Source organism: Haloactinopolyspora sp. (assembly GCF_027324685.1).
GTDB lineage: Bacteria > Actinomycetota > Actinomycetes > Jiangellales > Jiangellaceae > Haloactinopolyspora.
In genome coordinates, this window is sequence record NZ_DAHVSH010000144.1 from 1 (window position 1) to 22,311 (window position 22,311).

19 protein-coding genes are annotated in these 22,311 nt (G+C 69.2%); 10 read left to right on the top strand and 9 right to left on the bottom strand.

Annotated elements, in window-relative coordinates:
• The first annotated feature begins 123 nt into the window (after positions 1-123).
• The 3 genes from M6444_RS15665 to holA all read left to right on the top strand — a co-directional run bounded on the left by M6444_RS15665 (position 124) and on the right by holA (position 4,468).
• A complete protein-coding gene (locus M6444_RS15665) occupies positions 124-1,020 on the top strand; it encodes a helix-hairpin-helix domain-containing protein (protein ID WP_298329319.1) in 897 nt (298 codons plus the stop codon).
• Complete coding sequence (locus M6444_RS15670) at positions 1,017-3,407, top strand: DNA internalization-related competence protein ComEC/Rec2 (protein WP_298329321.1); 2,391 nt, start codon at positions 1,017-1,019, stop codon at positions 3,405-3,407. The genes M6444_RS15665 and M6444_RS15670 overlap by 4 nt, the downstream gene beginning before the upstream one ends.
• 62 nt (positions 3,408-3,469) lie before the next feature.
• Entirely contained in the window at positions 3,470-4,468 is a 999-nt protein-coding gene (holA, locus tag M6444_RS15675; protein WP_363326396.1) for a DNA polymerase III subunit delta, read from the top strand.
• 49 nt (positions 4,469-4,517) lie between these two features.
• Here the strand turns inward: holA and rpsT are convergent, their stop codons facing one another.
• Together rpsT and M6444_RS15685 are read right to left on the bottom strand one after the other, a co-directional pair.
• Positions 4,518-4,778, bottom strand: coding sequence for a 30S ribosomal protein S20 (gene rpsT / locus M6444_RS15680; protein WP_298329329.1), 261 nt, complete (start codon positions 4,776-4,778; stop codon positions 4,518-4,520).
• Positions 4,779-4,936: 158 nt separating this feature from the next.
• On the bottom strand, positions 4,937-6,265 hold the full coding sequence (locus tag M6444_RS15685) for a C39 family peptidase (RefSeq protein ID WP_298329331.1): 1,329 nt from the start codon (positions 6,263-6,265) through the stop codon (positions 4,937-4,939).
• A gap of 207 nt (positions 6,266-6,472) precedes the next feature.
• Between M6444_RS15685 and lepA the strand changes: the two genes are divergently transcribed.
• Positions 6,473-8,341, top strand: coding sequence for a translation elongation factor 4 (gene lepA / locus M6444_RS15690; protein WP_298329334.1), 1,869 nt, complete (start codon positions 6,473-6,475; stop codon positions 8,339-8,341).
• Positions 8,342-8,359: 18 nt separating this feature from the next.
• On the opposite strand, the gene M6444_RS15695 is transcribed toward lepA, so the two are convergent.
• The gene (locus M6444_RS15695) at positions 8,360-8,905 is read right to left on the bottom strand and encodes an NUDIX hydrolase family protein (protein ID WP_298329336.1); all 546 of its coding nucleotides are present in this window, start codon (positions 8,903-8,905) and stop codon (positions 8,360-8,362) included.
• 260 nt (positions 8,906-9,165) lie between these two features.
• Between M6444_RS15695 and M6444_RS15700 the strand changes: the two genes are divergently transcribed.
• Both M6444_RS15700 and hemW read left to right on the top strand, forming a co-directional pair.
• Positions 9,166-10,992, top strand: a complete 1,827-nt coding sequence (locus tag M6444_RS15700) for a long-chain fatty acid--CoA ligase (RefSeq protein WP_298329339.1) — start codon at positions 9,166-9,168, stop codon at positions 10,990-10,992.
• 68 nt (positions 10,993-11,060) lie between these two features.
• Positions 11,061-12,287 carry a radical SAM family heme chaperone HemW gene (gene hemW, locus M6444_RS15705; RefSeq protein WP_298329342.1) on the top strand — a complete coding sequence of 409 codons (1,227 nt, stop codon included), beginning with the start codon at positions 11,061-11,063 and terminating at the stop codon, positions 12,285-12,287.
• An 86-nt stretch (positions 12,288-12,373) separates the two neighbouring features.
• Here hemW and M6444_RS15710 read toward each other — a convergent pair whose 3' ends face one another.
• The 3 genes from M6444_RS15710 to M6444_RS15720 form a co-directional block, all read right to left on the bottom strand.
• The gene (locus tag M6444_RS15710; RefSeq protein WP_363326397.1) at positions 12,374-13,216 is read right to left on the bottom strand and encodes a DUF3097 domain-containing protein; all 843 of its coding nucleotides are present in this window, start codon (positions 13,214-13,216) and stop codon (positions 12,374-12,376) included.
• A 114-nt stretch (positions 13,217-13,330) separates the two neighbouring features.
• Complete coding sequence (locus tag M6444_RS15715) at positions 13,331-14,851, bottom strand: MFS transporter (protein WP_298329348.1); 1,521 nt, start codon at positions 14,849-14,851, stop codon at positions 13,331-13,333.
• 78 nt (positions 14,852-14,929) lie between these two features.
• Positions 14,930-15,577: a TetR/AcrR family transcriptional regulator gene (locus M6444_RS15720; RefSeq protein WP_298329352.1), complete on the bottom strand. Its 648-nt coding sequence runs from the start codon at positions 15,575-15,577 to the stop codon at positions 14,930-14,932.
• Positions 15,578-15,871: 294 nt separating this feature from the next.
• On the opposite strand from M6444_RS15720, the gene hrcA reads away from it, so the two are divergent.
• Genes hrcA through M6444_RS15735 form a run of 3 tightly spaced genes read left to right on the top strand, consistent with a single transcriptional unit; the run spans position 15,872 to position 18,844 of the window.
• On the top strand, positions 15,872-16,891 hold the full coding sequence (gene hrcA / locus M6444_RS15725) for a heat-inducible transcriptional repressor HrcA (protein ID WP_298329355.1): 1,020 nt from the start codon (positions 15,872-15,874) through the stop codon (positions 16,889-16,891).
• A 15-nt stretch (positions 16,892-16,906) separates the two neighbouring features.
• A complete protein-coding gene (gene dnaJ, locus M6444_RS15730) occupies positions 16,907-18,064 on the top strand; it encodes a molecular chaperone DnaJ (protein WP_363326394.1) in 1,158 nt (385 codons plus the stop codon).
• Positions 18,065-18,100: 36 nt separating this feature from the next.
• Positions 18,101-18,844 carry a 16S rRNA (uracil(1498)-N(3))-methyltransferase gene (locus tag M6444_RS15735; RefSeq protein WP_298329364.1) on the top strand — a complete coding sequence of 248 codons (744 nt, stop codon included), beginning with the start codon at positions 18,101-18,103 and terminating at the stop codon, positions 18,842-18,844.
• 12 nt (positions 18,845-18,856) lie between these two features.
• Here M6444_RS15735 and M6444_RS15740 read toward each other — a convergent pair whose 3' ends face one another.
• From M6444_RS15740 to M6444_RS15750, 3 genes are all read right to left on the bottom strand, one after another.
• Positions 18,857-19,951, bottom strand: coding sequence for a Gmad2 immunoglobulin-like domain-containing protein (locus tag M6444_RS15740; protein WP_298329366.1), 1,095 nt, complete (start codon positions 19,949-19,951; stop codon positions 18,857-18,859).
• 10 nt (positions 19,952-19,961) lie between these two features.
• Positions 19,962-20,471 carry a SigE family RNA polymerase sigma factor gene (locus tag M6444_RS15745; protein ID WP_298329368.1) on the bottom strand — a complete coding sequence of 170 codons (510 nt, stop codon included), beginning with the start codon at positions 20,469-20,471 and terminating at the stop codon, positions 19,962-19,964.
• Between the two features lie 182 nt (positions 20,472-20,653).
• Positions 20,654-21,742 (bottom strand): LCP family protein, encoded by a 1,089-nt coding sequence (locus tag M6444_RS15750; protein ID WP_298329371.1) that lies wholly within the window; start codon positions 21,740-21,742, stop codon positions 20,654-20,656.
• A gap of 148 nt (positions 21,743-21,890) precedes the next feature.
• On the opposite strand from M6444_RS15750, the gene M6444_RS15755 reads away from it, so the two are divergent.
• Positions 21,891-22,238 carry a histidine triad nucleotide-binding protein gene (locus tag M6444_RS15755; protein ID WP_298329374.1) on the top strand — a complete coding sequence of 116 codons (348 nt, stop codon included), beginning with the start codon at positions 21,891-21,893 and terminating at the stop codon, positions 22,236-22,238.
• Positions 22,239-22,311 lie beyond the last annotated feature (73 nt).

The window sequence follows — 22,311 nt, forward strand, 5'->3', positions numbered from 1 at the left end:
GTGAACATGATCATTTGACTCGCGGGGGCGGGGAGTCCACAGGCGAATTGGGCGGGGTGGGTTGTCCACAATTGCGCTCGGCGGGGTGGAGGGGAGCAGCCGCGGCTGCCTAGCGTCACGGACATGCGCCCGAACCGCTCCCGCCATGCCACGATCGACGACGACGCGACGGCCATGGTGCGGGCGCGAATCCGCAGGGTCACCGGAACGTCGGCTACCGGCTCCGGGGCGGACGACGACCACTCCGGACCGCGCACCGAGCCTGCTACACCAGCGGCAGCGGAGCCGCGATCCGAACCTAACGGCTGGCTTCCACCGACCCTGCGTACGGCTCGCGGCGGACTGGATCGCGCTCACGTAGCCGTCGTGGTGCTGGTCGTACTACTCGGTGTCGCCGGGGCGGTGATCCTGTTCGGGCTCGGCCGGCCGACCATCGAACCGATCGCGGCCACGGTCGAGTCGAGCGGAACACCCATCGAGCCATCGGCTCAGCCCACCGGTGAGCCGCCGGCCACGGCTGCAGCTGTCGACCCGGCCCCGGCGACGTCACCCACCGCGGCTGAGCCGATGATCGTCCACGTCGCCGGACTGGTCGCGAAGCCGGGGGTCGTCGAGTTACCCGCGGGCTCACGGGTCATCGACGCTGTCCGTGCCGCAGGTGGTGCCACCGACGAAGCCGATCTCACGCCGATCAATCTCGCCAGGGTGCTCACCGACGGTGAGCAGGTCGTGGTCACGGGTGAACCGCCGCCCGGGCAGCCACCGGCGCCACCACCGGAGCCACCGACGAACGACGGCGGCGATCCGGCCGCCGGAAACGCAGCCGGCGTCCCGGTGAATCTCAACACCGCCACGAGTGAGCAACTCCAGTCGCTGCCGGGCATCGGGCCGGCGCTGGCCCAGCGCATCCTCGACTGGCGAGACGAGAACGGGCGCTTCACCGTCATCGACGAACTGCTCGAGGTGTCCGGCATCGGCGAGCAGCGTCTCGCTGACCTTGACGGGCTCGTGACCGTGTGAGCTCCACTGTGGCGAGCGCGCCGCGCACGGAACCGCCTCGCGACCGCCTCGACCTGCGGCTCGTGCCCGTGGCGCTGGCGCTGTGGGCTGGAACCTTCACCGGGCTCGCGTGTACGTGGGGTGCCGCAGCAGCCGTGGGCGTGTTCGTCACCGTCACGACCGTGGCGGCGGTGGCCTGGATGCGGCCGTCCGGACGACGCCGCGCGGTCGCGGTAGCGGGGTTGTGCCTGGTGGCCGGCCTGGCCGTCGGTGCTTCGCGGGCGGCCCCGATGCACGGCGGGCCGGTCACGGACCTGGCCGAGGCCGGCGCGTACGTCGAGATCGAGGGTGTCCTGACAGGGGACCCGGTCGAGCGCCACCGGGTTGCGGCGAAACCCGCCGCTGAGGCCATGGAAGCCGGCGACGAGCAGACCTACGTCGTCGGCCGCATCCGGGTCGAACGGATCTCCGGCAGATCACTCTCCTACGAGCTTCGCTCGCCGGTACTGTTCGTCACCGGTGAGACGAGTTGGGCGGCGTTGCTGCCGGGACAGCGCATCCGGACCGGTGGCATCGTGGAGCCCAGCCGTGGTCGTGCCCCCGACGTCGCCGCGGTCCTGCGGCCTCGAGCAGGTCCTGAACTCATCGGCGCGCCGAGCACCGCGTCGCGCCTGACCGAACCGTTGCGGGCGGGCCTGCGAGCCAGCGTCTCCGGCCTGGGCCCAGATGCCAGAGGCTTGATCCCGGGACTCGTCGTCGGCGACGAGTCGTTGATGACCGATCACCTACGGCAGGACATGAAGGCCGCGGGTCTCACCCACCTCACGGCGGTCTCGGGCACCAACATCACGATCGTCTTGGTCGTGGTGCTCGCCGTGGCGCGTTGGTCGGGGCTGCGCAGTTACGCCCTGCCGGTCGTCGGCCTGCTCGCCGTGGTCGGCTTCGTGCTTCTGGCGCGTCCTGACCCGAGCGTGCTTCGAGCTGCCGCGATGGGAGTCGTCGCGGTGGTCGGGTTGGCCGTGGCCGGGCGCCGCCGTGGCCTACCCGCGCTCGCGGCGGCGGCGACGCTTCTGCTCCTGATCGATCCGTGGCTGGCACGCAGCGTCGGGTTCGCATTGTCCGTGCTGGCGACAGCGGGCATTCTCGCCCTGGTGCCGCATTGGCAACGCGCGATGTGGTGGTTGCCCCGGCCGCTGGCGGTGGCCATCGTCGTCCCGTTGGCCGCGCAAGTGGCCTGCACACCCATGCTTCTCGCGGTGTCCGGCGAACTGAGCCTGGCCTCGTTGCCGGCCAACGTGCTCGCCGCGCCGGCTGTGGCGCCGGCGACGATCTTCGGCGTCGTCGCAGCCGCGATCAGTCCGCTCGCGCCTACGGTGGCGGCGTGGTCGGCCTGGGTCGCCGGCATCCCGGCCTGGTGGATCGCCACGCTCGCGCACTGGTTCGCCGAGCGGCCCGGCGCCACGATGCCCTGGGTACCCGGCGCCGCCGGCGTCGTGACGTCGGTGACACTGGCCCTGGTCGCGGTCGCGGCGATGCCGCTGGTGCTCCGCCGGCCCGTCGTGTCGCTGGCGGCCGGTGCGGCCCTGACCGTCGGTCTGCTGCGTGCCCTACCGTCGCCGGGCTGGCCACCGCCGGAGTGGCTGGTGGTGGCCTGCGACGTCGGGCAAGGCGATGCCGTGGTCTTGCGGGCAGGCGAGCACACCGCCGTGGTCGTCGACGCCGGCCGCGAACCGGCGCCGGTGCGGCGCTGTCTCGACGAGCTGGACGTACACACCGTTCCGCTGCTGGTCCTCAGCCATTTCGACCTCGATCATGTCGGCGGCGTACGCGGCGTGCTGGACGGCCGCCACGTCGGCCGGGCGCTCGTCTCGCCGCTGCGCGAGCCAGCGGACAACGCCGCTGACGTGACGCGCCGCCTCGACGAAGCTGGCGTGCCGATGTCAGCGGCTGAGCCGGGCCAGCGGATCGCGGTGGGTGATCAGCTCACGTTGGAAGTGCTGTGGCCGCGCCGGCTCATCTCCGCGCCGGAGTCGGTGTCGAACAACGCCAGCGTCGTGCTCGACGCCGAGGTCGACGGCGTCGACGTTCTGCTGACCGGCGACCTCGAACCTGCGGCGCAGCGTGCCCTGATGCGTTCGGAGCCGAGGCTGAGCACGGACGTGCTGAAGGTCGCGCACCATGGCTCGCCGAACCAGCACCACGGGCTGCTCACCGGGCTCGATGCGCGAATCGCGCTGATCAGCGTCGGCGACGACAACGCCTACGGCCATCCGGCGCCGTCCGTGCTCGATACGCTCCGGGCCGGGGGCGTGCGCACCTTCCGCACCGATCACGACGGTGCGGTGGCCGTCGTTCGCGGACCGGCCGGGCTCGGCGTGGTGACCCGGGACGCGGCGCTCGCACCGTGAGCGGCGTGTCGGCACATCCACGTACGTCGTTGTCGGAGCCGCATGCCATGCTGTGCTTCGTTATGGCTGCGCTGTCCGCTGACCCCCTGGTCCCTGTCACGCTCGTCGCCGGGCCCGAAACGCTGCTCGCCGAACGAGCCGTCGGTGCCGTGGTCAAGGCCGCACGAGCGGCCGATGCCGACGCCGACGTCTCCGTCACCGCCGGAAGCGAACTGACCCCCGGCGGTCTGGCCGAGCATCTGAGTCCGTCGCTGTTCGCCACTAGCCGTGTTCTGGTGGTCCAGGACGTCCAAGACGTGTCCGACGCCGTCGGCGAGCTCCTGGTGGCCCAGGTCAAAGCTCCGGCCGACGGCATTCATGTCGTTCTCGTCCACCCGGGTGGGGTCAAGGGGAAGAAACTGCTCACGGCCCTGCGCAAAGCGGGGGTGCACGAGGTCGCGGCTGATCGCATCACTCGGCCTGACGACCAGGTCGCCTTCGTCCGGGCCGAAGTCCGCCGCGCCGGCGGGCGAATCGACGAGCAAGCCGCACGCCAACTGGTCGACGCCGTCGGCGGCGAGCTGCGGGGGCTGGCGTCGGCCGCGGCCCAGTTGGCCTCCGACGCCCCCGACGGCGTCGTCTCCAGCTCAGTCATCGCGATGTACTTCGAGGGGCGTGCGGAGGTGAAGGGCTGGGTGGTGGCCGACCGCGCTGTGGAGGGCAAGACCGGCGAAGCCGTCGAACAGCTTCGTTGGGCGCTCGAGACTGGTACCGACCCGGTCCTGATCACCGGGGCGCTGGCCACGGCGCTGCGTTCACTGGCCCGGCTTGCCGGTGCACCGCGAGGGTTGCGCGACGCCGATGTCGCCCGCGATCTCGGCGTTCCGCCCTGGAAGGTGCGGATCCTGCGCGGACAATTGCGCGGCTGGACCCCGGCCGGGCTGGCTCACGCCATCCGTGCCGTGGCTGAGGCCGATCTCGCTGTCAAGGGCGGTGGCAACGACCCGACGCTGGCGTTGACCACGGCGCTGGTGCACATCGGCTCGGCCCGCGCGGAACAGGGCGCGGCAGCCAGAGCATGACGAACGGCGCCGCGTCCACCCTGGACACGGCGCCGACAGACGATTCAGCTCAGAGCGAGGCGGCGCGCTTCGTGACGGCCGACTTACGGTTGGCCGCCTGGTTCTTGTGAATGACGCCCTTGGACGACGCCTTGTCGAGCTTGCGAGCCGCGTTGCGAGCCAAGGCCTGCGCCTGGTCGACGTCACCGGCGTCGGCTGCTTCATGGAACCGCCGGATGGCGGTCTTCACCTCGGACTTGACCGCCTTGTTGCGCAGGCGGGCCTTCTCGTTGGTGAGAATGCGCTTTTTCTGGGACTTGATGTTCGCCACGAACGTGTGCCTTCGGTTTGGTTGGACAGGTCAAGAGGGCGGGTGAACACGCGACCGCCAAGACTACCAGTGCTACGGTTCACCAGCCAATTCGGCGGTCAGGTCGACCACGTCGCGCACCTGCCGTCGCCGCCGCTTGTCGACCGCCGACCACGAGGTCACCATGACCCGTCGCCGCCATCGGGCAGCGGGACGTCGTACGGGTGGATGATGTAGGCGATGCCGCCGGATCCGCCGGCCACGGAGCCGTCGGCGAGATGCCGCTTGGTGCGCAGCCAGACCTGCTCGAACTGCTCGCGCGGATACACCCGGCGTACCGCTTCGTTCGAGCTCGACGCGGGGTCGTTGACCACGACGTCGCCGTCCTCGGTGAACCCGACGACGACGAACAGGTGCCCCGCGGTTCCGTAACCGGCGCCGTCCAACTCGCTCGGCTGGAACGACTGTGAGGTCACCACGGGGATCCCCGCGGCGATGAGCCGCTCGAGGTCGTCGAGGGAGTGCAGCCGCGTGACGAAGGCTTCCAGCCCGGTGAACGACGCCGCGTACGCGGTGTTGAACGGCCAGTTGCCGGCACCCTGGTAGGCGTAGTCCCAGGTCATCCGAGCCGCATGCGCGACCTGCGGGTCGGTGTAGCCGGGCTCGATCCAGTCCATGTCGTCGCGGGAAGGCCCGATGCCGAAGTACTCCATGACCATCGTCGTGGAAGTGGGGCTGCACCACACCTCACCGCCGCCGCCGTACTCCGGATAGTTGCCGCTGTGGATGTTCTGCGAACGGCGTGGGACGTCGAGCTCGGTGCCCCAGGCGATTCCGCCGGCGCTGGGTTCGACGTCGAATCGCTCGGGAACGTGCGAGGCCATCGCACCGATCGACCAGGCCCGCGGTGTGGACAGCGACCCTGGTGCGCGGCGCAACGTCAGGCGCAGCTCGTAGCCGCGGATGAGGATGCCGGCGCCGGGATCGTCGACGGCGAGCGTATCGGTCAGCACGCTGGACGTTCCGTCGGATTGGTCTTCGACGGTGGTGCGGTCGATGGTGGTGTCGCCGGCGGCCCAGTGGCCCATCGCGAACCACGGTGACTGGTCGCCGTTGGTGTAGGTGGCGCGAAGCTCGACCGAGATCCAGGTGCCGTGCGGTGTGGAGGCGTTCCACGAGGGCACGATCTCGGTCGCGGCGAAGTCGAGTTCGGTGTATGGCGAGGTCCACGTGGAGTACTCCCACGTGGTGGTCTGCCCGGTGTTCGGATCGGTGAAGTCGGCGGTGCCGGCCGGGCTGCTGATCATCACACCGGCGGGCTGTCCGGGCAGGGGCCACAAGCCGTCGGAGGTGCCGGCGGCCCAGTCGGCGGCGTCGGTCCAGTGCCGCACAGCGATGTGCTCCTCGCCCGCTCGTTGAGCCGCGTCACTGGCCGCCGCCGGGATCGACCACGCGAGCACGGACAAGACGCACGCGGCGCCGAGGGCGACGACGGACGGGCGGGGCATCAGTACTCCTGGGACACTGGCCATGGCGCGAACGATTCAGCGCGTCACACTATGGCCGTTTCGATGCGCAGACGCCAGCCCCGATGTCATGACGCGGCGCCGCAACTGTGAGCATGACCGCCGGGCATGGGATGATGGATCCCACTGGGCGAGTCGCTGTCGCCGCCCACCGATGACCCGCCGACCAGGAAGCCTCGAGGACGCTGCGTGCCAGTCAGTGTGAACGCACCCCCTCCATCGGCCACGCCGCCGGAGTTGCTGCGCAATTTCTGCATCATCGCCCACATCGATCATGGCAAGTCGACGCTGGCCGACCGGATGCTGCAGCTGACCGGCGTGGTGGACGACCGCACCATGCGGGCGCAGTTCTTGGACCGCATGGACATCGAGCGCGAGCGCGGCATCACCATCAAGAGCCAGGCGGTCCGGCTGCCGTTCACGTCGCAGGCCGGCGACCGCGCGGGCACCACGTACGTGCTCAACCTCATCGACACCCCCGGGCACGTCGACTTCTCGTATGAGGTCAGCCGCAGTCTGGCCGCCTGCGAGGGCGCGGTCTTGCTGGTCGACGCCGCTCAGGGCATCGAGGCGCAGACGCTGGCCAATCTGTACCTGGCGCTCGAGCACGACCTGCACATCATCCCGGTCCTGAACAAGATCGACCTGCCGGCGGCGCAGCCGGAGAAGTACGCGGCCGAGATCGCCCACCTGATCGGCGGTTCGCCCGACGACGTCCTCAGGGTCAGCGGCAAGACCGGCGAGGGTGTGCTCGACCTGCTCGAGCGGATCGTCGCCGAGGTCCCGGCGCCCACGGGCGACGCCGATGCCCCGGCCCGGGCGATGATCTTCGACAGCGTCTACGACACCTACCGCGGCGTGGTCACCTACGTGCGGGTGATCGACGGTGCGCTGGCGCCGCGAGAGCGCATCCTGATGCTGTCCACCAAGGCCACCCACGAACTTCTGGAGATCGGCGTCATCGCGCCGGACATGAACCCGGCCGACGGCCTCGGCGTCGGCGAGGTCGGCTATCTCATCACCGGGGTCAAGGACGTGCGCCAGTCCAAGGTGGGTGACACCGTCACCCTCGCCGGCGCGCCGGCCACCGATCCCCTGCCCGGGTACCGCGAGCCCAAGCCGATGGTGTTCTCCGGGCTCTACCCGCTGGACGGCTCGGACTACCCGGACTTGCGCGAGGCGCTGGACAAGTTGAAGCTCAACGACGCCGCGCTGGTCTACGAGCCCGAAACCTCCGGTGCGTTGGGGTTCGGGTTCCGGTGCGGCTTCCTGGGTCTGCTGCACCTGGAGATCGTGCGCGAGCGACTCGAGCGCGAGTTCAATCTCGACCTCGTCTCGACCGCTCCGAACGTCGTCTACCAGGTGACCATGGAAGACGGTACCGAGGCCACCGTCACCAACCCGAGCGAGTTCCCCACCGGCAAGATCGCCACGGTCCGCGAACCCATCGTACGAGCGACGCTGCTGGCGCCCAGCGAGTTCGTCGGCGCGATCATGGAGTTGTGCCAGTCGCGGCGCGGGTCGATGCTCGGCATGGACTACCTGTCCGAGGACCGCGTGGAATTGCGCTACGTGTTGCCCCTGGCCGAGATCGTGTTCGACTTCTTCGACGCGCTGAAGTCGCGTACCCGTGGCTACGCCAGCCTCGATTACGAGCCCGCCGGAGAGCAGGAGGCCGATCTCGTCAAGGTCGACGTGCTGCTGCACGGTGACCCGGTCGACGCCTTCAGCGCGATCGTGCACAAAGACAAGGCGTACGACTACGGCGTGGCGATGGCCGCGAAGCTCAAGGAACTCATCCCGCGCCAGCAGTTCGAGGTGCCGATTCAGGCGGCCATCGGGTCACGGATCATCGCTCGCGAGAACATCCGCGCGATCCGTAAGGATGTGCTGGCCAAGTGTTACGGCGGTGACATCTCGCGCAAGCGCAAGCTGCTGGAGAAGCAGAAGGAAGGCAAGCGGCGGATGAAGATGGTCGGGCGGGTGGAAGTGCCCCAGGAGGCGTTCATCGCCGCCTTGTCGTCCGACGCCGCCGGGGGACAGACGACGAAGAAGTAAGTCCCGTTTGCTGTGCGGTCAGGGCGCCGGCGGGAAGCCGAGGTGAGCCAGTGCGTGGCGCAGCAGGATGCCGTGCCCGCCGAGCATCTCTTTCTGCAGGGCGTCGTCCGCGGCCTCCGCGGGCGGCAGCCACGCCAAGTCGAGAGCGTCCTGGCGGGGTGCGCAGTCGCCGGCGACCGGGATGATGAACGCGAGCGCCACCGCGTGCTGCCGTGGATCGTGGTACGCCGTGACCCCCGGCGTGGGGAAGTACTCCGCGACGGTGAACGGCAGGGGAGAAGCCGGGATCTGGGGCAGGGCGTGCGGGCCGAGGTCTTTCTCGATGTGGCGTTGCAGTGCGTCGCGAATGCGTTCGTGGTGCATCACCCGGCCCGCGACGAGCTCGCGGCGGATCTCACCTTGTGGCGTGGCGCGCAGGAGCAGGCCGACCGACGTCACGACCCCGGTGTCGTCGACGCGGGTGGGCACCGCGTTGACGTAGAGGATGGGCAATCGTCGCCGGGCGAACTCGAGATCTTCGGGGTCGAGCCAGTTCTCGTGTGAGTCCACGGCGGTGCGGTTCATGCTGTCAGTTCTACCCGACGGTGATCGCCTCGGCCCACGCGACGCGCCCCGTGTTCGTGATCATCCGCTGGATGGGCGTCGCTGACACTGCAAGGCCCGAGGCGAAGGCCTTGGTCGGATACGGTGGAGGCAACGCTTGTCGGGCATATTTCGGCAACATGTTCGCCGCGCGGGCTGTCGTTGGGAGCTACCAGGTCGTAACCTTCCTCCCACCTGGCTGTGAACCGGCGGTCCACCGTTCGGTGAGTTTGGGAGGATGCATGAGCGTCGGCACCACTGACAAGGCCGATCAGGTCGCGAATCGTCCGGCCTCCATCGGGCGGATGTTCGCCGACCGGGTCGCGGCGACGCCCGACCGCGAGGCGTACCGCTACCCCGACGGATCCGGCTGGTCGACCCTGACCTGGGCGCAGACGAAGGACCGCGTGTGGGCGTTGGGTGCCGGTCTGCTGTCCCTGGGCATCGAGCACGAGCAGCGGGTCGCGCTGGCGTCGTCGACGCGGATCGAATGGATCCTCGCCGACCTGGCCATCAACGCCGTGGGTGCGGCGACCACCACGATCTACCCCGCGACGACCCCTGAGGACGTCACCTACATCCTGGACGACTCCGAGGCGCGGATCGTGTTCGCCGAGAACGACGAACAGGTGGCCAAGATCGTCGAGCACCGCTCGGCGTCGAGCACCGTGACGAAGATCGTCGTGTTCGACGGCGCCGCCGACGGTGACTTCGTCATCGGCTTCGACGACCTCGAGCGACTCGGTCGCGAGCTGCTGGCCGAGCGCCCGAGCGCGGTCGACGACGCCCTGGCCGGCGTAGGCCCCGAGACCCTCGCCACGCTCATCTACACCTCCGGCACCACCGGCCGTCCCAAGGGCGTCCGGCTGGTCAACGACAACTGGACGTTCGAGGGCGTCGCGATCGACGAGCTCGGCATCCTCGGTATCGACGACGTGCAGTACCTCTGGCTGCCGCTGTCGCACTCGTTCGGCAAGGCGCTCGAAGCGATCCAGCTGCGTATCGGCTTCACGACGGCCGTCGACGGCAACCTCGACCGGATCGTCGACAACCTCGGCACGGTGCAGCCGACGTTCATGGCCGGAGCGCCCCGGATCTTCGAGAAGGTCCGGGCCAAGGTGATCACCGGCGTCCGGGACGAGGGCGGAGTCAAAGAGAAGATCTTCGACTGGGCTTTCGGTGTCGGCGCCAAGGTCTCCGAGCTCAAGCAGGCCGGGCGTGAACCGGGCGGCCTGCTGGCTGCGCAGTACTTCCTGGCCGACCGTCTCGTGTTCAGCAAGATCAAGGCACGCATGGGCGGGCGGATCCGGTTCTTCGTCAGTGGCGCCGCGGCTCTGTCGCGTGAGGTCGCCGAATGGTTCCACGCCGCCGGGCTGCTGATCCTGGAGGGCTACGGCCTCACCGAGACCAGCGCGGCCACGTGTGTGAACCTGCCGCACGACTGCCGGTTCGGCACGGTAGGACCACCCGTGCCCGGTATGCAGGTGTCGATCGCCGACGACGGCGAGATCCTGTTCAAGGGGCCGGGCGTGATGCGCGGTTATCACGGTCGTCCCGATCTCACCGCCGAGGTGCTCGGTGACGACGGCTGGTTCCACACCGGCGACATCGGCGAGCTGGTCGACGGATACGTGCGGGTCACCGACCGCAAGAAGGACCTCATCAAGACCTCCGGCGGCAAGTACGTCGCTCCGCAGGAGATCGAGGTGATCTTCAAGGCGGTCAGCTTGTACGCCAGCCAGATCGTCGTGCACGGCGACACCCGCAACTACTGCACCGCCCTCATCACGCTCGATCCGGAGGCCATCCGCGACTGGGCCACCCGCAACGGGATGGGCGGCCTGTCGTATGAGGAGTTGACTCGGTCCGAGGCCGTCCACGAGCTCATCCAGGGCGAGGTCGACCAGCTCAACGCGCGGCTCGAGCGGTGGGAGACCATCAAGAAGTTCCAGATCCTCTCCACCGACTTGTCCGTGGAGTCCGGCGACCTGACGCCCAGCCTCAAGGTCAAGCGCAAGGCCGTGGAGAAGAAGTACATGGACGTCCTGGACAGCATGTACACGTCGTAGCCGGGGGGACTGCCTCGTGCCCCCACCGCCGGGTGCAGCAGGTTCGGCCCGGAGGGGACAATGGGCAGGTGCCATCGACGTTGCCCGAGGGATCGCCCGCGCCCGCCGACGGGTCGTTGCCGCCCGCGTCGCTGGAGGGGGTGGGCACCCGTCCGTTCGGCGTCTACCTGCACGTGCCGTTCTGCGTGACCAGGTGTGGCTACTGCGACTTCAACACCTACACCGCGGACGAGCTCGGCCCCGCGCCCGGAGCGTCCAGATCGAGCTGGGCCGACGGCGCGATCGCTGAGCTCCGGCTCGCCCGCCGTGTCCTCGGCGGCGCCGACATCACCGTGTCGACGGTGTTCGTCGGCGGTGGGACGCCGAGCTTGCTGCCGCCGGGCGATCTGGCCCGGGTCCTTGACGTCATCGACGGCGAGTTCGGTTTGAGCGAGGACGCCGAGATCACCACCGAGGCAAATCCGGAGTCGGTGACGCCGGCGTCGCTGAGCGCGCTGCGAGCGGCGGGCTTCACGCGCGTGTCGCTGGGCATGCAGAGCGCCCGCCCGCACGTGCTCGCCGTCCTCGACCGCGTCCACACCCCAGGGCGTGCGACCGAGGCAGTGGCCGAGGCGCGGGAGGCCGGTTTCGAGCATGTGAGCCTTGACCTCATCTACGGCACGCCGGGGGAGAGCATCGACGATTGGCGCGCCAGCCTCGACGCGGCGGTGGCCGCCGGCCCGGACCACATCAGTGCCTACGCCCTGATCGTCGAGGAGGGCACCGCGCTGGCCGCTCGGATCCGGCGCGGTGAGCTGCCCATGCCCGACGACGACGATCAAGCCGACAAGTACGAACTGGCCGATGACGTCCTCGGCGCTGCGGGCTTCACGTGGTACGAGCTGTCCAACTGGGCGACTTCACCGGCAGCGCGATGCGCGCACAACGAGTTGTACTGGACCGGCGGAGACTGGTGGGGTGTCGGGCCGGGCGCGCACAGCCACGTAGGCGGCACCCGCTGGTGGAACGTCAAGCACCCCGCGCCGTGGGCGGCCCGGCTGGCCGCGGGCACGAGCCCGGCTCAGGCGCGAGAGGTCCTGGACACGTCGACCCGGCGCACCGAGCGCGTCCTGCTCGAGGTGCGCCACGTCGACGGGCTCGACCTCGATGTTCTCGACGCCGAGGGCCGGGCGGCAGCTCGCCGCGCGGTGGACGACGGCCTCGGCGTGCCCGACGCGTTCGACCGCGGCCGCCTGGTGCTGACGCGCCGTGGCCGGTTGCTCGCCGACGCCGTCGTTCGCGACCTCGTCAGTTGACGCAAGCCGCCGTACGGCAGGCGCGTGATGATTGGTTGGTTTTGGGCGTCATAGCGCCTGAAACCAACCAACCATGGGCCTGGTGATCATTGGGAGCCGGGCGCGGTGACGAAATCGATCAGCTCCTCCACCCGGCCCAGGAACGCCGGTTCCAGATCGGCGTACGTGCGTACGCAGCCGAGGATGCGTTCCCACGCCTCCCAGGTTTCGACGTTCCACCCGAGCCGCTCGACGACGCCCTCCTTCCATGGCACCCCTTTGGGCACGTCGGGCCAGGCGGTCAGGCCCACGGCGGACGGGCGCACCGCCTGCCACACGTCGACGTAGGGATGCCCGAGGACGAGGACGTGCTCGGCGCCTGGCGCGTCGGCGACCTGCTGGGCAAGACGCGTCTCCTTGGACCCGGTCACCAGGTGATCGAGCATGACGCCCAGACGGCGGTGCGGTGCCGGAGCGAAGTCCGCGACGATCGCCGCGAGATCGTCGGCGCCCCCCAGCTCCTCGACGACGACGCCTTCGACCCGCAGGTCGTGGCCCCACACCTTCTCCACCAGCTGGGCGTCGTGCTTGCCCTCGACGTAGATGCGGCTTTCGCGGGCCGTGCGGGCGCGGTGGTCGAGCACGGCGATCGATCCCGATGCGCTGCGTGCCGGCTTCTTCGCCGCCGTTGTGGTGGGGCGCACCAGGGCGACGGGCTTGCCGTCGATCCAGAAGCCGGGGCCGAGTGGAAAGCTGCGCACCTTCCCGTGGCGATCTTCGAGGGTGACGCCGTGCTTGTCGTAGTCGACGACGGCGCCGCAGAAACCGGTCTGCACGTCTTCGACGACGAGGCCGATCTCGACGGGCTGTTCGGTACTCGCCCGGCGTTTCGGATGCGGAGAGTTGGTGAGGACGTCGCGGCCGTAGCGGTCGGAAAAACTGCTCACGATCGGCGACCGTACTCGGTGCGGCAGCCACCGTCCGGCAGCGACACGTGTACGGGCCGGGCGCTGACACCAGGTGGCAGCGACCGGCCCGCTGGCAGGGGATGCGAGATCGCGAGGTCAGTGCGCCATGACCGGGGCCGCCTCGCCTTCGTCGCCGGTGACGAGGGCAGTGCCGGAGTTATGTGTTCCGGCGTTGACCAGCGTGAACGCGGCAGTAGCGGCGCCGACCAGGATGCCGACCGCCCACCACAGCGCGGACGTGTAGCCCTCGACCATGCCCTGGAGCTGAACCAGCTCGGGGGAGGCCGCGCCGGCGAGGTTCGCCGCGATGTAGGCCGACGTGGCGCTGGCAGCGATCGTGTTGAGCAGCGCCGTTCCGATCGCGCCGCCCACCTGCTGCGAGGTGTTGATCATCGCCGAGGCGATGCCGGAGTCGCGTGGCTGCACGCCGTAGGTGGCCAGGCTCATGGCGGGCATGAACGTCGAGCCGAGGCCCAGGCCCAACAGGATCTGGGCTGGCAGCAGCAAACCGACGTACGAACTGTCCGGCTGCATCTGTGTCAGGATCAGCATGCCGCTGGCGGCGACCAGCAACCCTGGCGTCATGATGTAGCGCGCCGGGACACGGGTGATGAGCCGTGCACCGATCTGCGTCGAGCCGGTCACCATGCCCGCCACCATCGGCAGGAAGGCGAACCCGGAGCGCACCGGGCTGTAGCCCTTGACGATCTGCAAGTAGTACGTCAGGAACAGGAACAGGCCGAACATGGCGATGGTCGCCAGCCCCAGCGCCAGGTAGACGCCGCCACGGTTGCGGTCGAGCACGACGCGCAGCGGCAGCAGCGGCGCGGCCACCTTCCGTTCGACGAGCACGAACGTCGCCAACAGGACGGCTGTCAGGACGAACAGGCCGATGGTCGTGGTCTCCGACCACCCGTGCGACTCGGCGCGGGTGAAGCCGTACACCAGCGACACCAGGCCGAGCGTGCCGAGCAGGGCGCCGGGCAGGTCCAGCGGCGATCGGTTCTTGCTGCCGGCCGGGTCGTAGACCTGGGCGGCAGCGCCGAAGAAGGCGAACGCCGCGATCGGGATGTTGACGAAGAACACCCAGCGCCAATCGAGGTACTCGGTGAGCAGGCCGCCGAGGATGAGACCCAGGGCAGCCCCGCCGCCGGCGATGGCGCCGAAGATGCCGAACGCCTTGGCGCGTTCCCTGCCGTCGGTGAACATCACCGCCAGCAAGGACAAGGCGGCCGGCGCGAGCAGAGCGCCGAACACCCCTTGCAGGGCGCGCGAGCCGAACATCATCGCTTCGTTGACCGCAGCGCCGCCCAGAGTGGAGGCAGCAGCGAAGCCGACCAGGCCGGTGAGGAACGTGCGCTTGCGGCCCCACATGTCGGCCACGCGCCCGCCGAGTAGGAGGAGGCCGCCGAAGGCCAGCGCGTAGGCCGTGATGACCCATTGCCGGTTGCCGTCAGAGATACCGAGGTCGGCTTGGGCGGAGGGCAAGGCGATGTTGACGATGGTCGCATCGAGCACGACCATCAACTGCGCGATGGCGATGAAGGCGAGTGCTCTCCAGCGCCGGGGATCAGGCCGGGATGCAGTATCCGGCAGCTGGGATGGAGTTTCAGACATGACGAAGGCCAGCCATTCAAAGTCGGTTCGGTTGTGGCGTCGTACTGGACTCGTTGGTTCTGGTCAGGGGCCTCGTGGTCAGGCCTCGTGGTGCTCGAGGGCCTCGAGCGTGGCGGCGGATCCGGGCAGCGTCGACCGGATCGGGGTGTGTAGGCCGTCGATGAACAACTGCAGGTGCCGGCGCGTGAACCGGTCGAAATAGGCGCAGTCCGAGCCTGGAATCGGCCTGCTGAGCTGCGTCAGCGCGGTCATCACGTCGCCGAGGGCGACGTCAGGTCGTAGTTGTCCCGATGCGCGGGCGTCGTCCATCAGGCGTTCGACTGCGGACTCGAGTCGCTCGCGTGCCGCGACGACATCGGGCGCGGACTTGTCGAACCCTTTGCAGAACAACGACGTGAGCGATCCGACTCGTTCGTCGACGGCGGCGTGGATGAAGTGTCTCAGCGCCTCGAACGGGTCCGGCTCGCTGTGCGCTGCCGCTTCAGCTTGCTCGGCGATGCGCGTCATTGATTGGACCGCGACCTGATGGGCGAGCTCCCAACGGTCGGCGAAGTGCCGGTAGAGGGTCGCGTTGCCCACGCCCGCGCGACTGGCGATGGTGTCCAACGGCACGTCCGGGCCGATCTCGACGAACGCCTCCCGCGCGGCGGCGATGATCCGCTCACGATTGCGGGACGCATCCACCCGCAGCCGGTTCAGCCGGGGCACCGTTGCTGCTCCGTCCATCGGAGCTCCTTCGACGACGTGGGACGAACCGGGGAGTGGCTCCCCGGTTTCAGGGTCACAGAGAACTAACGGGGACTCGGTCCCCGGAATTTCCGGCACGTAATGTGAGCTGAGTCACAGTGAGGACGTGGTCGTATCGCCGGAGTCCGTCCGATGTCCGCATGCGGCGCAGCGATGCGCACCGCGGCGGCGGTCATCACGTGCGTGACCACCGATGACCCGACCGCGTAGACTTGGCACTTAGCAGTGTCGAGTGCCAGAGTTCAGCTGTCCCCGGCAGGAGGTGTGAGGCGGTTGAGCGTTGATGACCGCAAACTCGACGTCCTTCGGGCGATCGTCGAGGACTACGTTGCCACCCAGGAACCCGTCGGCTCGAAGGCGCTGGCCGATCGACACCAGCTCGGTGTGTCCCCCGCCACCATCCGCAACGACATGGCCGTACTCGAGGACGAGGGGTACATCACCCAGCCGCACACCAGCGCGGGCCGTATCCCCACCGACAAGGGCTATCGCCTGTTCGTCGACAAGCTCTCCACCGTCAAGCCGCTGTCGGTCGCGGAGCGCCGTGCCATCCAGACGTTCCTCGACGGCGCCGTGGACCTCGACGACGTCGTCTCGCGTACCGTGCGGTTGCTGGCCCAGCTGACCAGGCAGGCCGCGATCGTGCAGTATCCGTCGCTGACGCGTTCGTCGGTCCGGCACGTCGAACTGGTCGCCATCGCACCGCAACGTGTGCTGGTCGTGCTGATCACCGAAGGCGGGCGAGTCGAGCAGCGAGTCGTGGAGCTGCCCGCCGATCCCGACGATCGGTTCCTGGGCGATCTGCGCGCGCGGATGAACGCACTCGTGGCGGGGCAGGACTTCAGTGCCGTGGAGTCCCGGGTGGCCGACCTGTCCGAGCAGTTCGACCCGGACGAGCGCCCCCTCGTGGTCGCCATCACCGCCACCCTGCTCGAGACGCTCGTCGAGCGGCACGAAGATCGCCTCGCCGTCGCCGGCACGGGTAACCTGGCCCGTTACGGGCACGAGTTCGACCATGAGCTCGAGTCCTTGTTGTCGGCGCTGGAAGAACATGTCGTCTTGTTGCGCCTGCTCGGTGAGGCGACGAGTCCCACCCTGCGGGTCCGTATCGGGCACGAGAACGCACTGCAGGGGCTGTCGGCCACGTCCATCGTGACCACCGGGTACGGTCCGGACGAGCAGGCGTTGGCGAGCATGGGCGTCGTCGGTCCGACACGAATGGACTACCCGGGGACTATCGCAGCGGTCGGCGCTGTTGCCCGTTACGTCAGCAAGATTCTCGCGGCAGGATAGTGCGCAGAACGCAGGATGGTTGGAGATCACAGGGTGCCCACCACGGACTACTACGAGGTGCTCGGCGTGTCGAGGGATGCCTCGAACGACGAGATCAAGAAGGCCTATCGCAAGCTTGCGCGGCAGCTGCACCCCGACGTCAATCCCGATCCTGAGACCCAAGAGCGCTTCAAGCAGGTGGTCGCCGCCTACGAAGTGCTCACCGATCCGCAGAAGCGCGAGATGTACGACCTCGGCGCCGACCCCCTGGCCAGTGGCGGCGGGGCAGGCGGCAACTTCGGCGGTGCGTTCTCGTTCACCGACATCATGGACGCCTTCTTCGGCGGCACCACGGCGCGCGGGCCGCGTAGCCGGGTGCGGCGCGGCCAGGACGCGCTGGTGCCGCTGAAGATCGAGCTGTCCGAGGCGGTGTTCGGGGCCACCAAGGAGTTGCAGGTCGACACCGCGGTCACCTGTACGGTCTGCAACGGCGGCGGGACCGCCGACGGCGCCGCATTGGCCACCTGCCCCACCTGCCGGGGCCAAGGTGAGGTCAGCCAGGTGCAGCGCTCGTTCCTCGGCCAGGTCATGACCACCCGGCCGTGCCCGCAGTGCCATGGCTTCGGGTCGATCAACCCGAACCCTTGTGTCGAGTGCTCCGGCGACGGCCGGGTGCGTACCCGGCGCAAGCTCACCATCAAGATCCCGGCCGGTGTCGACAGCGGCACCCGCATCCAGCTGGCCGGGCAGGGCGAGGTCGGTCCTGGTGGGGGACCAGCCGGTGACCTCTACGTCGAGGTGACCGTCACCCCGCACCCGATCTTCACCCGCGACGGCGACGACTTGCGGTGCACGTTGCCGGTGCCGATGACGGCCGCGGCACTGGGAACCTCGGTGGAGCTCGAGACGTTCGACGGCCCGGCCACCATCGAGATCCGGCCCGGGGCGCAGCACGGCGAGGAGGTCCGGCTCAGCGCCCGCGGCGTGCCGAAGTTGCGCGGTACGGGCCGCGGCGATCTCATCGTCCGCCTCGACGTCCAGACGCCGACCAAGCTCGACCACCGCCAAGAGGAGTTGCTGCGCGAACTGGCGGCGCTGCGCAACGAAGAGTCGGTGCCGGGACCGGTGTCGGGGGAGTCCAATGGAAACTTCTTCTCCCGGATCCGCGACGCCTTCAAAGAGGGCCTCAACTGACCCGGTCCTCCTGCCGAGCATGACGGCCGGCCACGCATGACCGCCCCGCTGTTCCTCGCCGACGCCGACCCCGAGGCGTTTCGCACCTGCGAGCGGATCGTCTTGGCCGGCGACGAGGGCCGCCACGCCGCGGTCGTACGCCGCATCACCGCAGGCGAGACTGTCGATTTGACCGACGGCACCGGCCACCTGGCGCGCTGCCGCGTCGTTGCTGCCGACAAGCACGGCATCACCTGCGAGGTCACCGACCGTATCGACGTTCCGGCGCCGCAGCCTCGCATCGTCGTGGCCCAGGCCCTACCCAAACAGGACCGCGGTGAGACGGCCGTGGAGACGATGACCGAGGTCGGCGTCGACACGATCGTCCCGTGGTCGGCCGCCCGCTGCATGGTGCGCTGGAAGGGCGAACGCGGCGACAAGGCGCTACGGCGCTGGCGCTCCACTGCGCGCGAAGCGGCGAAGCAGGCCAGGCGCGCCTGGCTGCCGGACGTGACCGCCCCCGTGACGACGAACGAGCTCGCCGATCTCGTCCGCGGCGCCTCGCTGGGCGTCGTCCTGCATGAAGAGGCCGGTGGCCGGATCGGCGAGCTGGACGTACCGGCAGCCGGCGAGGTCGTCATCGTCGTGGGACCCGAAGGCGGCGTCACGCCGGAGGAGATCGAGATTCTGGAGGAGGCCGGCGCCGTCACCGTCCGGTTGGGGCCGACGGTGCTGCGCACGTCGACCGCGGGAACCGTGGCCGCCGGTGTCCTGCTCGCCGCCACGGATCGGTGGCGCTGACGACCGCGCGGCTCACTGCACCGTGAAGGTCTTGGTGTCGCTCATCGGCGCGCGGCCCTCGCCGCCGGAGACGTCGATCTCACTGACGACGACCTCATAGGTCCCCGGTTCGAGGTCGAGCTCGAACTCGAACGGCGACATGGTGCAGCACTCTTCGGCCGTGACGGTGCCTGAGTCGACGACGTCGCCGTCGCTGCGGACCTCCCACTGCAGCGTCGCCTCGAACGCGGCGCCGGAACCGCGCACCGCGACCGGATTGGCCACCGTCGCGCCATGGCCCGGCTCGTCGATCTGCACGAGCTGGCGGACCTCCAAGGGGTCGGCGCGGCCGGCGGGATCGGCCAGATCCGGCCCGCCTTGTGGCCAGGCCGCCGGCTCGCCGTCCACGCTCACCTGCACGGTCGTGGCGGAGCCGGCGTCGTGCATGGCTGCCGCGGCGGTCGCGGTGTAGATGAGTTGCTGCGCGGCCATCCGTGCCGCCTCGCTGGAGTCGGCTTCGAGCTCTGGCATCGTGGCGAACACGACGTCGATCGTGTCGTCTTCCACCTGGGTGGACTCGACGTCGAGTCCCCTCGGCCACAGGGTGCGGTAGTCCGGGTCGAGCGGTGGTTCGCCGAGCTGGGCCACTGCTGTGGTCACCGCCGGCGCGGCGGACTCGACCTCGCGGAACTCGCGCGTCAAACGGAGCCCGGCCGGTGTGTCGACGACGTAATAGACCGGAACGGTGATGGTCCGGACATCTGCCTGCTCGGTCGGTTCACCCTCGGTCTGGGTCGGGGAGTTCCCGGACGTGGCGGCGCCGGACTCTGCGGGCATGGGGTCGGTGGACTCCGGCGGTGTGGACGTCGAGTCGGCCGTCACGACGGGGCTCTCGTCGTCGCCGAGGACCGCCACGCCGCCGGCGATGACCGCCGCTGCCACGACGGTCGCACCGGCCAGGCCGACGGCCACCGGCGTACGCCACCAGGGGATCGACGCGGCGGTGCGCCGCCGGATCTGCGCCAGCCCGTCGGGGCCGGGGTGCACCTGGCCGGCGGCGTGGTGCAAGGCGTCGCGCAGGCGCTGTTCCTCGGGGGAGAATTCGTCGGGTTCATGTGGCGTGTTCATGATGTACCCCTTACGACCACGCGGCCATGGCGGTACGCAGCCCGGCCATGCCCCGCGAGAGGTGGCTCTTGACGGCGCCGCGGCTGATCTTCATGGCTTCGGCGATCTCCGCCTCGACCAGGCCGCCGTAGTAGCGGAGCACGACGGCCTCGCGCTGTCGCCGCGGCAACTCGCGCAGCGCATCGACCACGGCGGCTCCGGCGGCATCGAGCAGCGCTTCGTGCTCGGCGCTGGGTGCATGGTCCGGTGGGTTCTCGGGATGGCGCGCGGCGACCCCGCGGCGCCGCTGCACCGATCGGCAGCCGTGCACCACGGACGTGCGCAGGTACGCCACGGCGCGATCGGGGTCGCGCAGCGAGCGCCATCGCCGGTGCAGGGCGACGAAGGCGTCTTGGACGACCTCTTCGGCAACGGCATGATCGCCCTGGAGCAAAGTGCCCAACCGGACGAGTCGGACGTAGTGGGCCGCGTAGAGGTCCGTGACCGCAGCGTCTGCCGCGGATTCGATCTGCTCTTCCACCACATACCCCTGATGACGCCGTGCCGTGCGGTTTGGTTTACATGTGCCGGGCCACCGTAGGTGATCGGCCTCGCGTCGGGGTGGCCATTCGGTGAAACGGCGCAAGCTCGGTGCAGGTGCGGGTGGCGCCGTCCGTACGATGCCCGAATGATCTTTCGCGCCGCCTGCGAGCACCGCCGCGTTCAGCTGACGTCGTGGCCGGTGACGAGGTCGGGGTTGGCCGTGAGGAAGGCATCCATGTCGTCGGCTTGAAGCGCCGCCCACAGCTCACCGGCGCGCTGCTCGTCGTAGACGACGATGCTCTGCCCGCCCGCCTCGCCGGTTCCGTCCGTGGGCACGGTGAGGAACGTCATGTCGTCGGCGCGAAGCCCGCGCATGGACAGGCCCAGACGCACCATGTCGAAGGCGCCGAGACCTTCGTCGACGCGCGCTGTCTCACCGATGGCGTCTGCGAGGCCGTTCATGGTGTTCGGGCTGGTGAAAGTGCCCGCCGACAGCAGCTCGTTCATCAGCGCGCGCAGGAAGTTCTGCTGGCGCTTGACCCGATCGAAGTCACCGGCCGGCAGGCCCTTGCGCTCCCGGACGTACTGCAAGGCGGTCTCTCCGTCCAGCACGTGCTCGCCCGCGGGCAGGGTGGTGTCGTCGGCGAGCACGGTGGGCTCGTCGAAGGTCAGAGTGACGCCACCGAGCTCGTCGGTGAGTTCCTCGAACCCGCTCCAGTCGATCAGCGCGAGGTGATCGATGCGAAAGCCGATCAGCTGCTCGACGGTGCGGACGAACAGTGCCGGCCCGTCGAACGAGTAGGCGGCGTTGATCTTGTTCGCACCGTGGTCGGGGATGTCGACGTAGGTGTCTCGCGGGATCGACACGACATAGCCGTGGTCGCGTCCGTCCGGGACGTGCACCAGCATGATCGTGTCCGTGCGTGCGGCGCCGGGCTGGAACACCTCCGCGCTGTCCAGGCCGTCGGCGTTGTCCAAGCCGCCGAGCAGGAACGTCACGGCGTCGCCGCCGGCCTCGGGCGGGCGCTGTTCGTCGGGGATGTCGAAGGCGTCGGGGATTCGCGGGATGTTCGACGAGACCCGGTTGACGAACCACGCCACGCTGACACCGGCGACCAACACGAGCGTGACGAGTCCGGCCAACACACCGAAGAAGATGCGCCGGTTGCGACGCCGCCGGTGGACGATCTCGTCGTACTCCTCGTACTGGCGCATCGCCTCGGCGTAGACGGACTCCTCGTCCTCGGCGTCGTCTTTCCTTCTCCGCATGGCCCCAGAGCGTACGATCTTGAGATCCTGGGCAGGAGACCGGCCGGATGATCGGCACCGCCGCCGCACTGTCTGTACTGAATTGCACTGAACCGAACTGCACTGAACCGGACTGCACTGACATGACTCGCACCGAATCGGAGGCACCGTGACCCGAGACGCCGACTGCCTGTTCTGCAAGATCGTCGACGGACAGGTCCCGGCCACCATCGTCCGGCGCTCGGAACGCTCCATCGCGTTCCGCGACATCGCCCCGCAGGCGCCGACCCACGTCCTGGTGATACCGAAGGAGCACTACGTGAACGTCGCGGCCCTGGCGGCCGAGGCGCCCGAGACGCTCACCGAAGTCGTGCGCGAGGCGAGCGCGGTCGCCGCTGACGAGGGAATCGAAGCCTTCCGCCTGGTGTTCAACACAGGTGTGCAGGCGGGCCAATCGGTCTTCCACGTGCACGCTCATGTGCTCGGTGGACGTGACATGACCTGGCCCCCTGGCTGAGCGACCGGCGCGAGGGCACCGAGACGAGAATGCCCGCGACTGGAGCCGGTCCACGCAGGTAGCATGACGGTTA

Excerpts from the sequence above, each read along its gene's own strand:
- M6444_RS15665 (WP_298329319.1), top strand. The coding sequence starts at position 124 with ATGCGCCCGAACCGCTCCCGCCATGCCACGATCGACGACGACGCGACG.
- holA (WP_363326396.1), top strand. The coding sequence starts at position 3,470 with ATGGCTGCGCTGTCCGCTGACCCCCTGGTCCCTGTCACGCTCGTCGCC.
- M6444_RS15685 (WP_298329331.1), bottom strand. The coding sequence starts at position 6,265 with ATGCCCCGCCCGTCCGTCGTCGCCCTCGGCGCCGCGTGCGTCTTGTCC.
- M6444_RS15695 (WP_298329336.1), bottom strand. The coding sequence starts at position 8,905 with ATGAACCGCACCGCCGTGGACTCACACGAGAACTGGCTCGACCCCGAA.
- M6444_RS15700 (WP_298329339.1), top strand. The coding sequence starts at position 9,166 with ATGAGCGTCGGCACCACTGACAAGGCCGATCAGGTCGCGAATCGTCCG.
- M6444_RS15715 (WP_298329348.1), bottom strand. The coding sequence starts at position 14,851 with ATGTCTGAAACTCCATCCCAGCTGCCGGATACTGCATCCCGGCCTGAT.
- M6444_RS15720 (WP_298329352.1), bottom strand. The coding sequence starts at position 15,577 with ATGGACGGAGCAGCAACGGTGCCCCGGCTGAACCGGCTGCGGGTGGAT.
- dnaJ (WP_363326394.1), top strand. The coding sequence starts at position 16,907 with ATGGTTGGAGATCACAGGGTGCCCACCACGGACTACTACGAGGTGCTC.
- M6444_RS15735 (WP_298329364.1), top strand. The coding sequence starts at position 18,101 with ATGACCGCCCCGCTGTTCCTCGCCGACGCCGACCCCGAGGCGTTTCGC.
- M6444_RS15740 (WP_298329366.1), bottom strand. The coding sequence starts at position 19,951 with ATGAACACGCCACATGAACCCGACGAATTCTCCCCCGAGGAACAGCGC.
- M6444_RS15750 (WP_298329371.1), bottom strand. The coding sequence starts at position 21,742 with ATGCGGAGAAGGAAAGACGACGCCGAGGACGAGGAGTCCGTCTACGCC.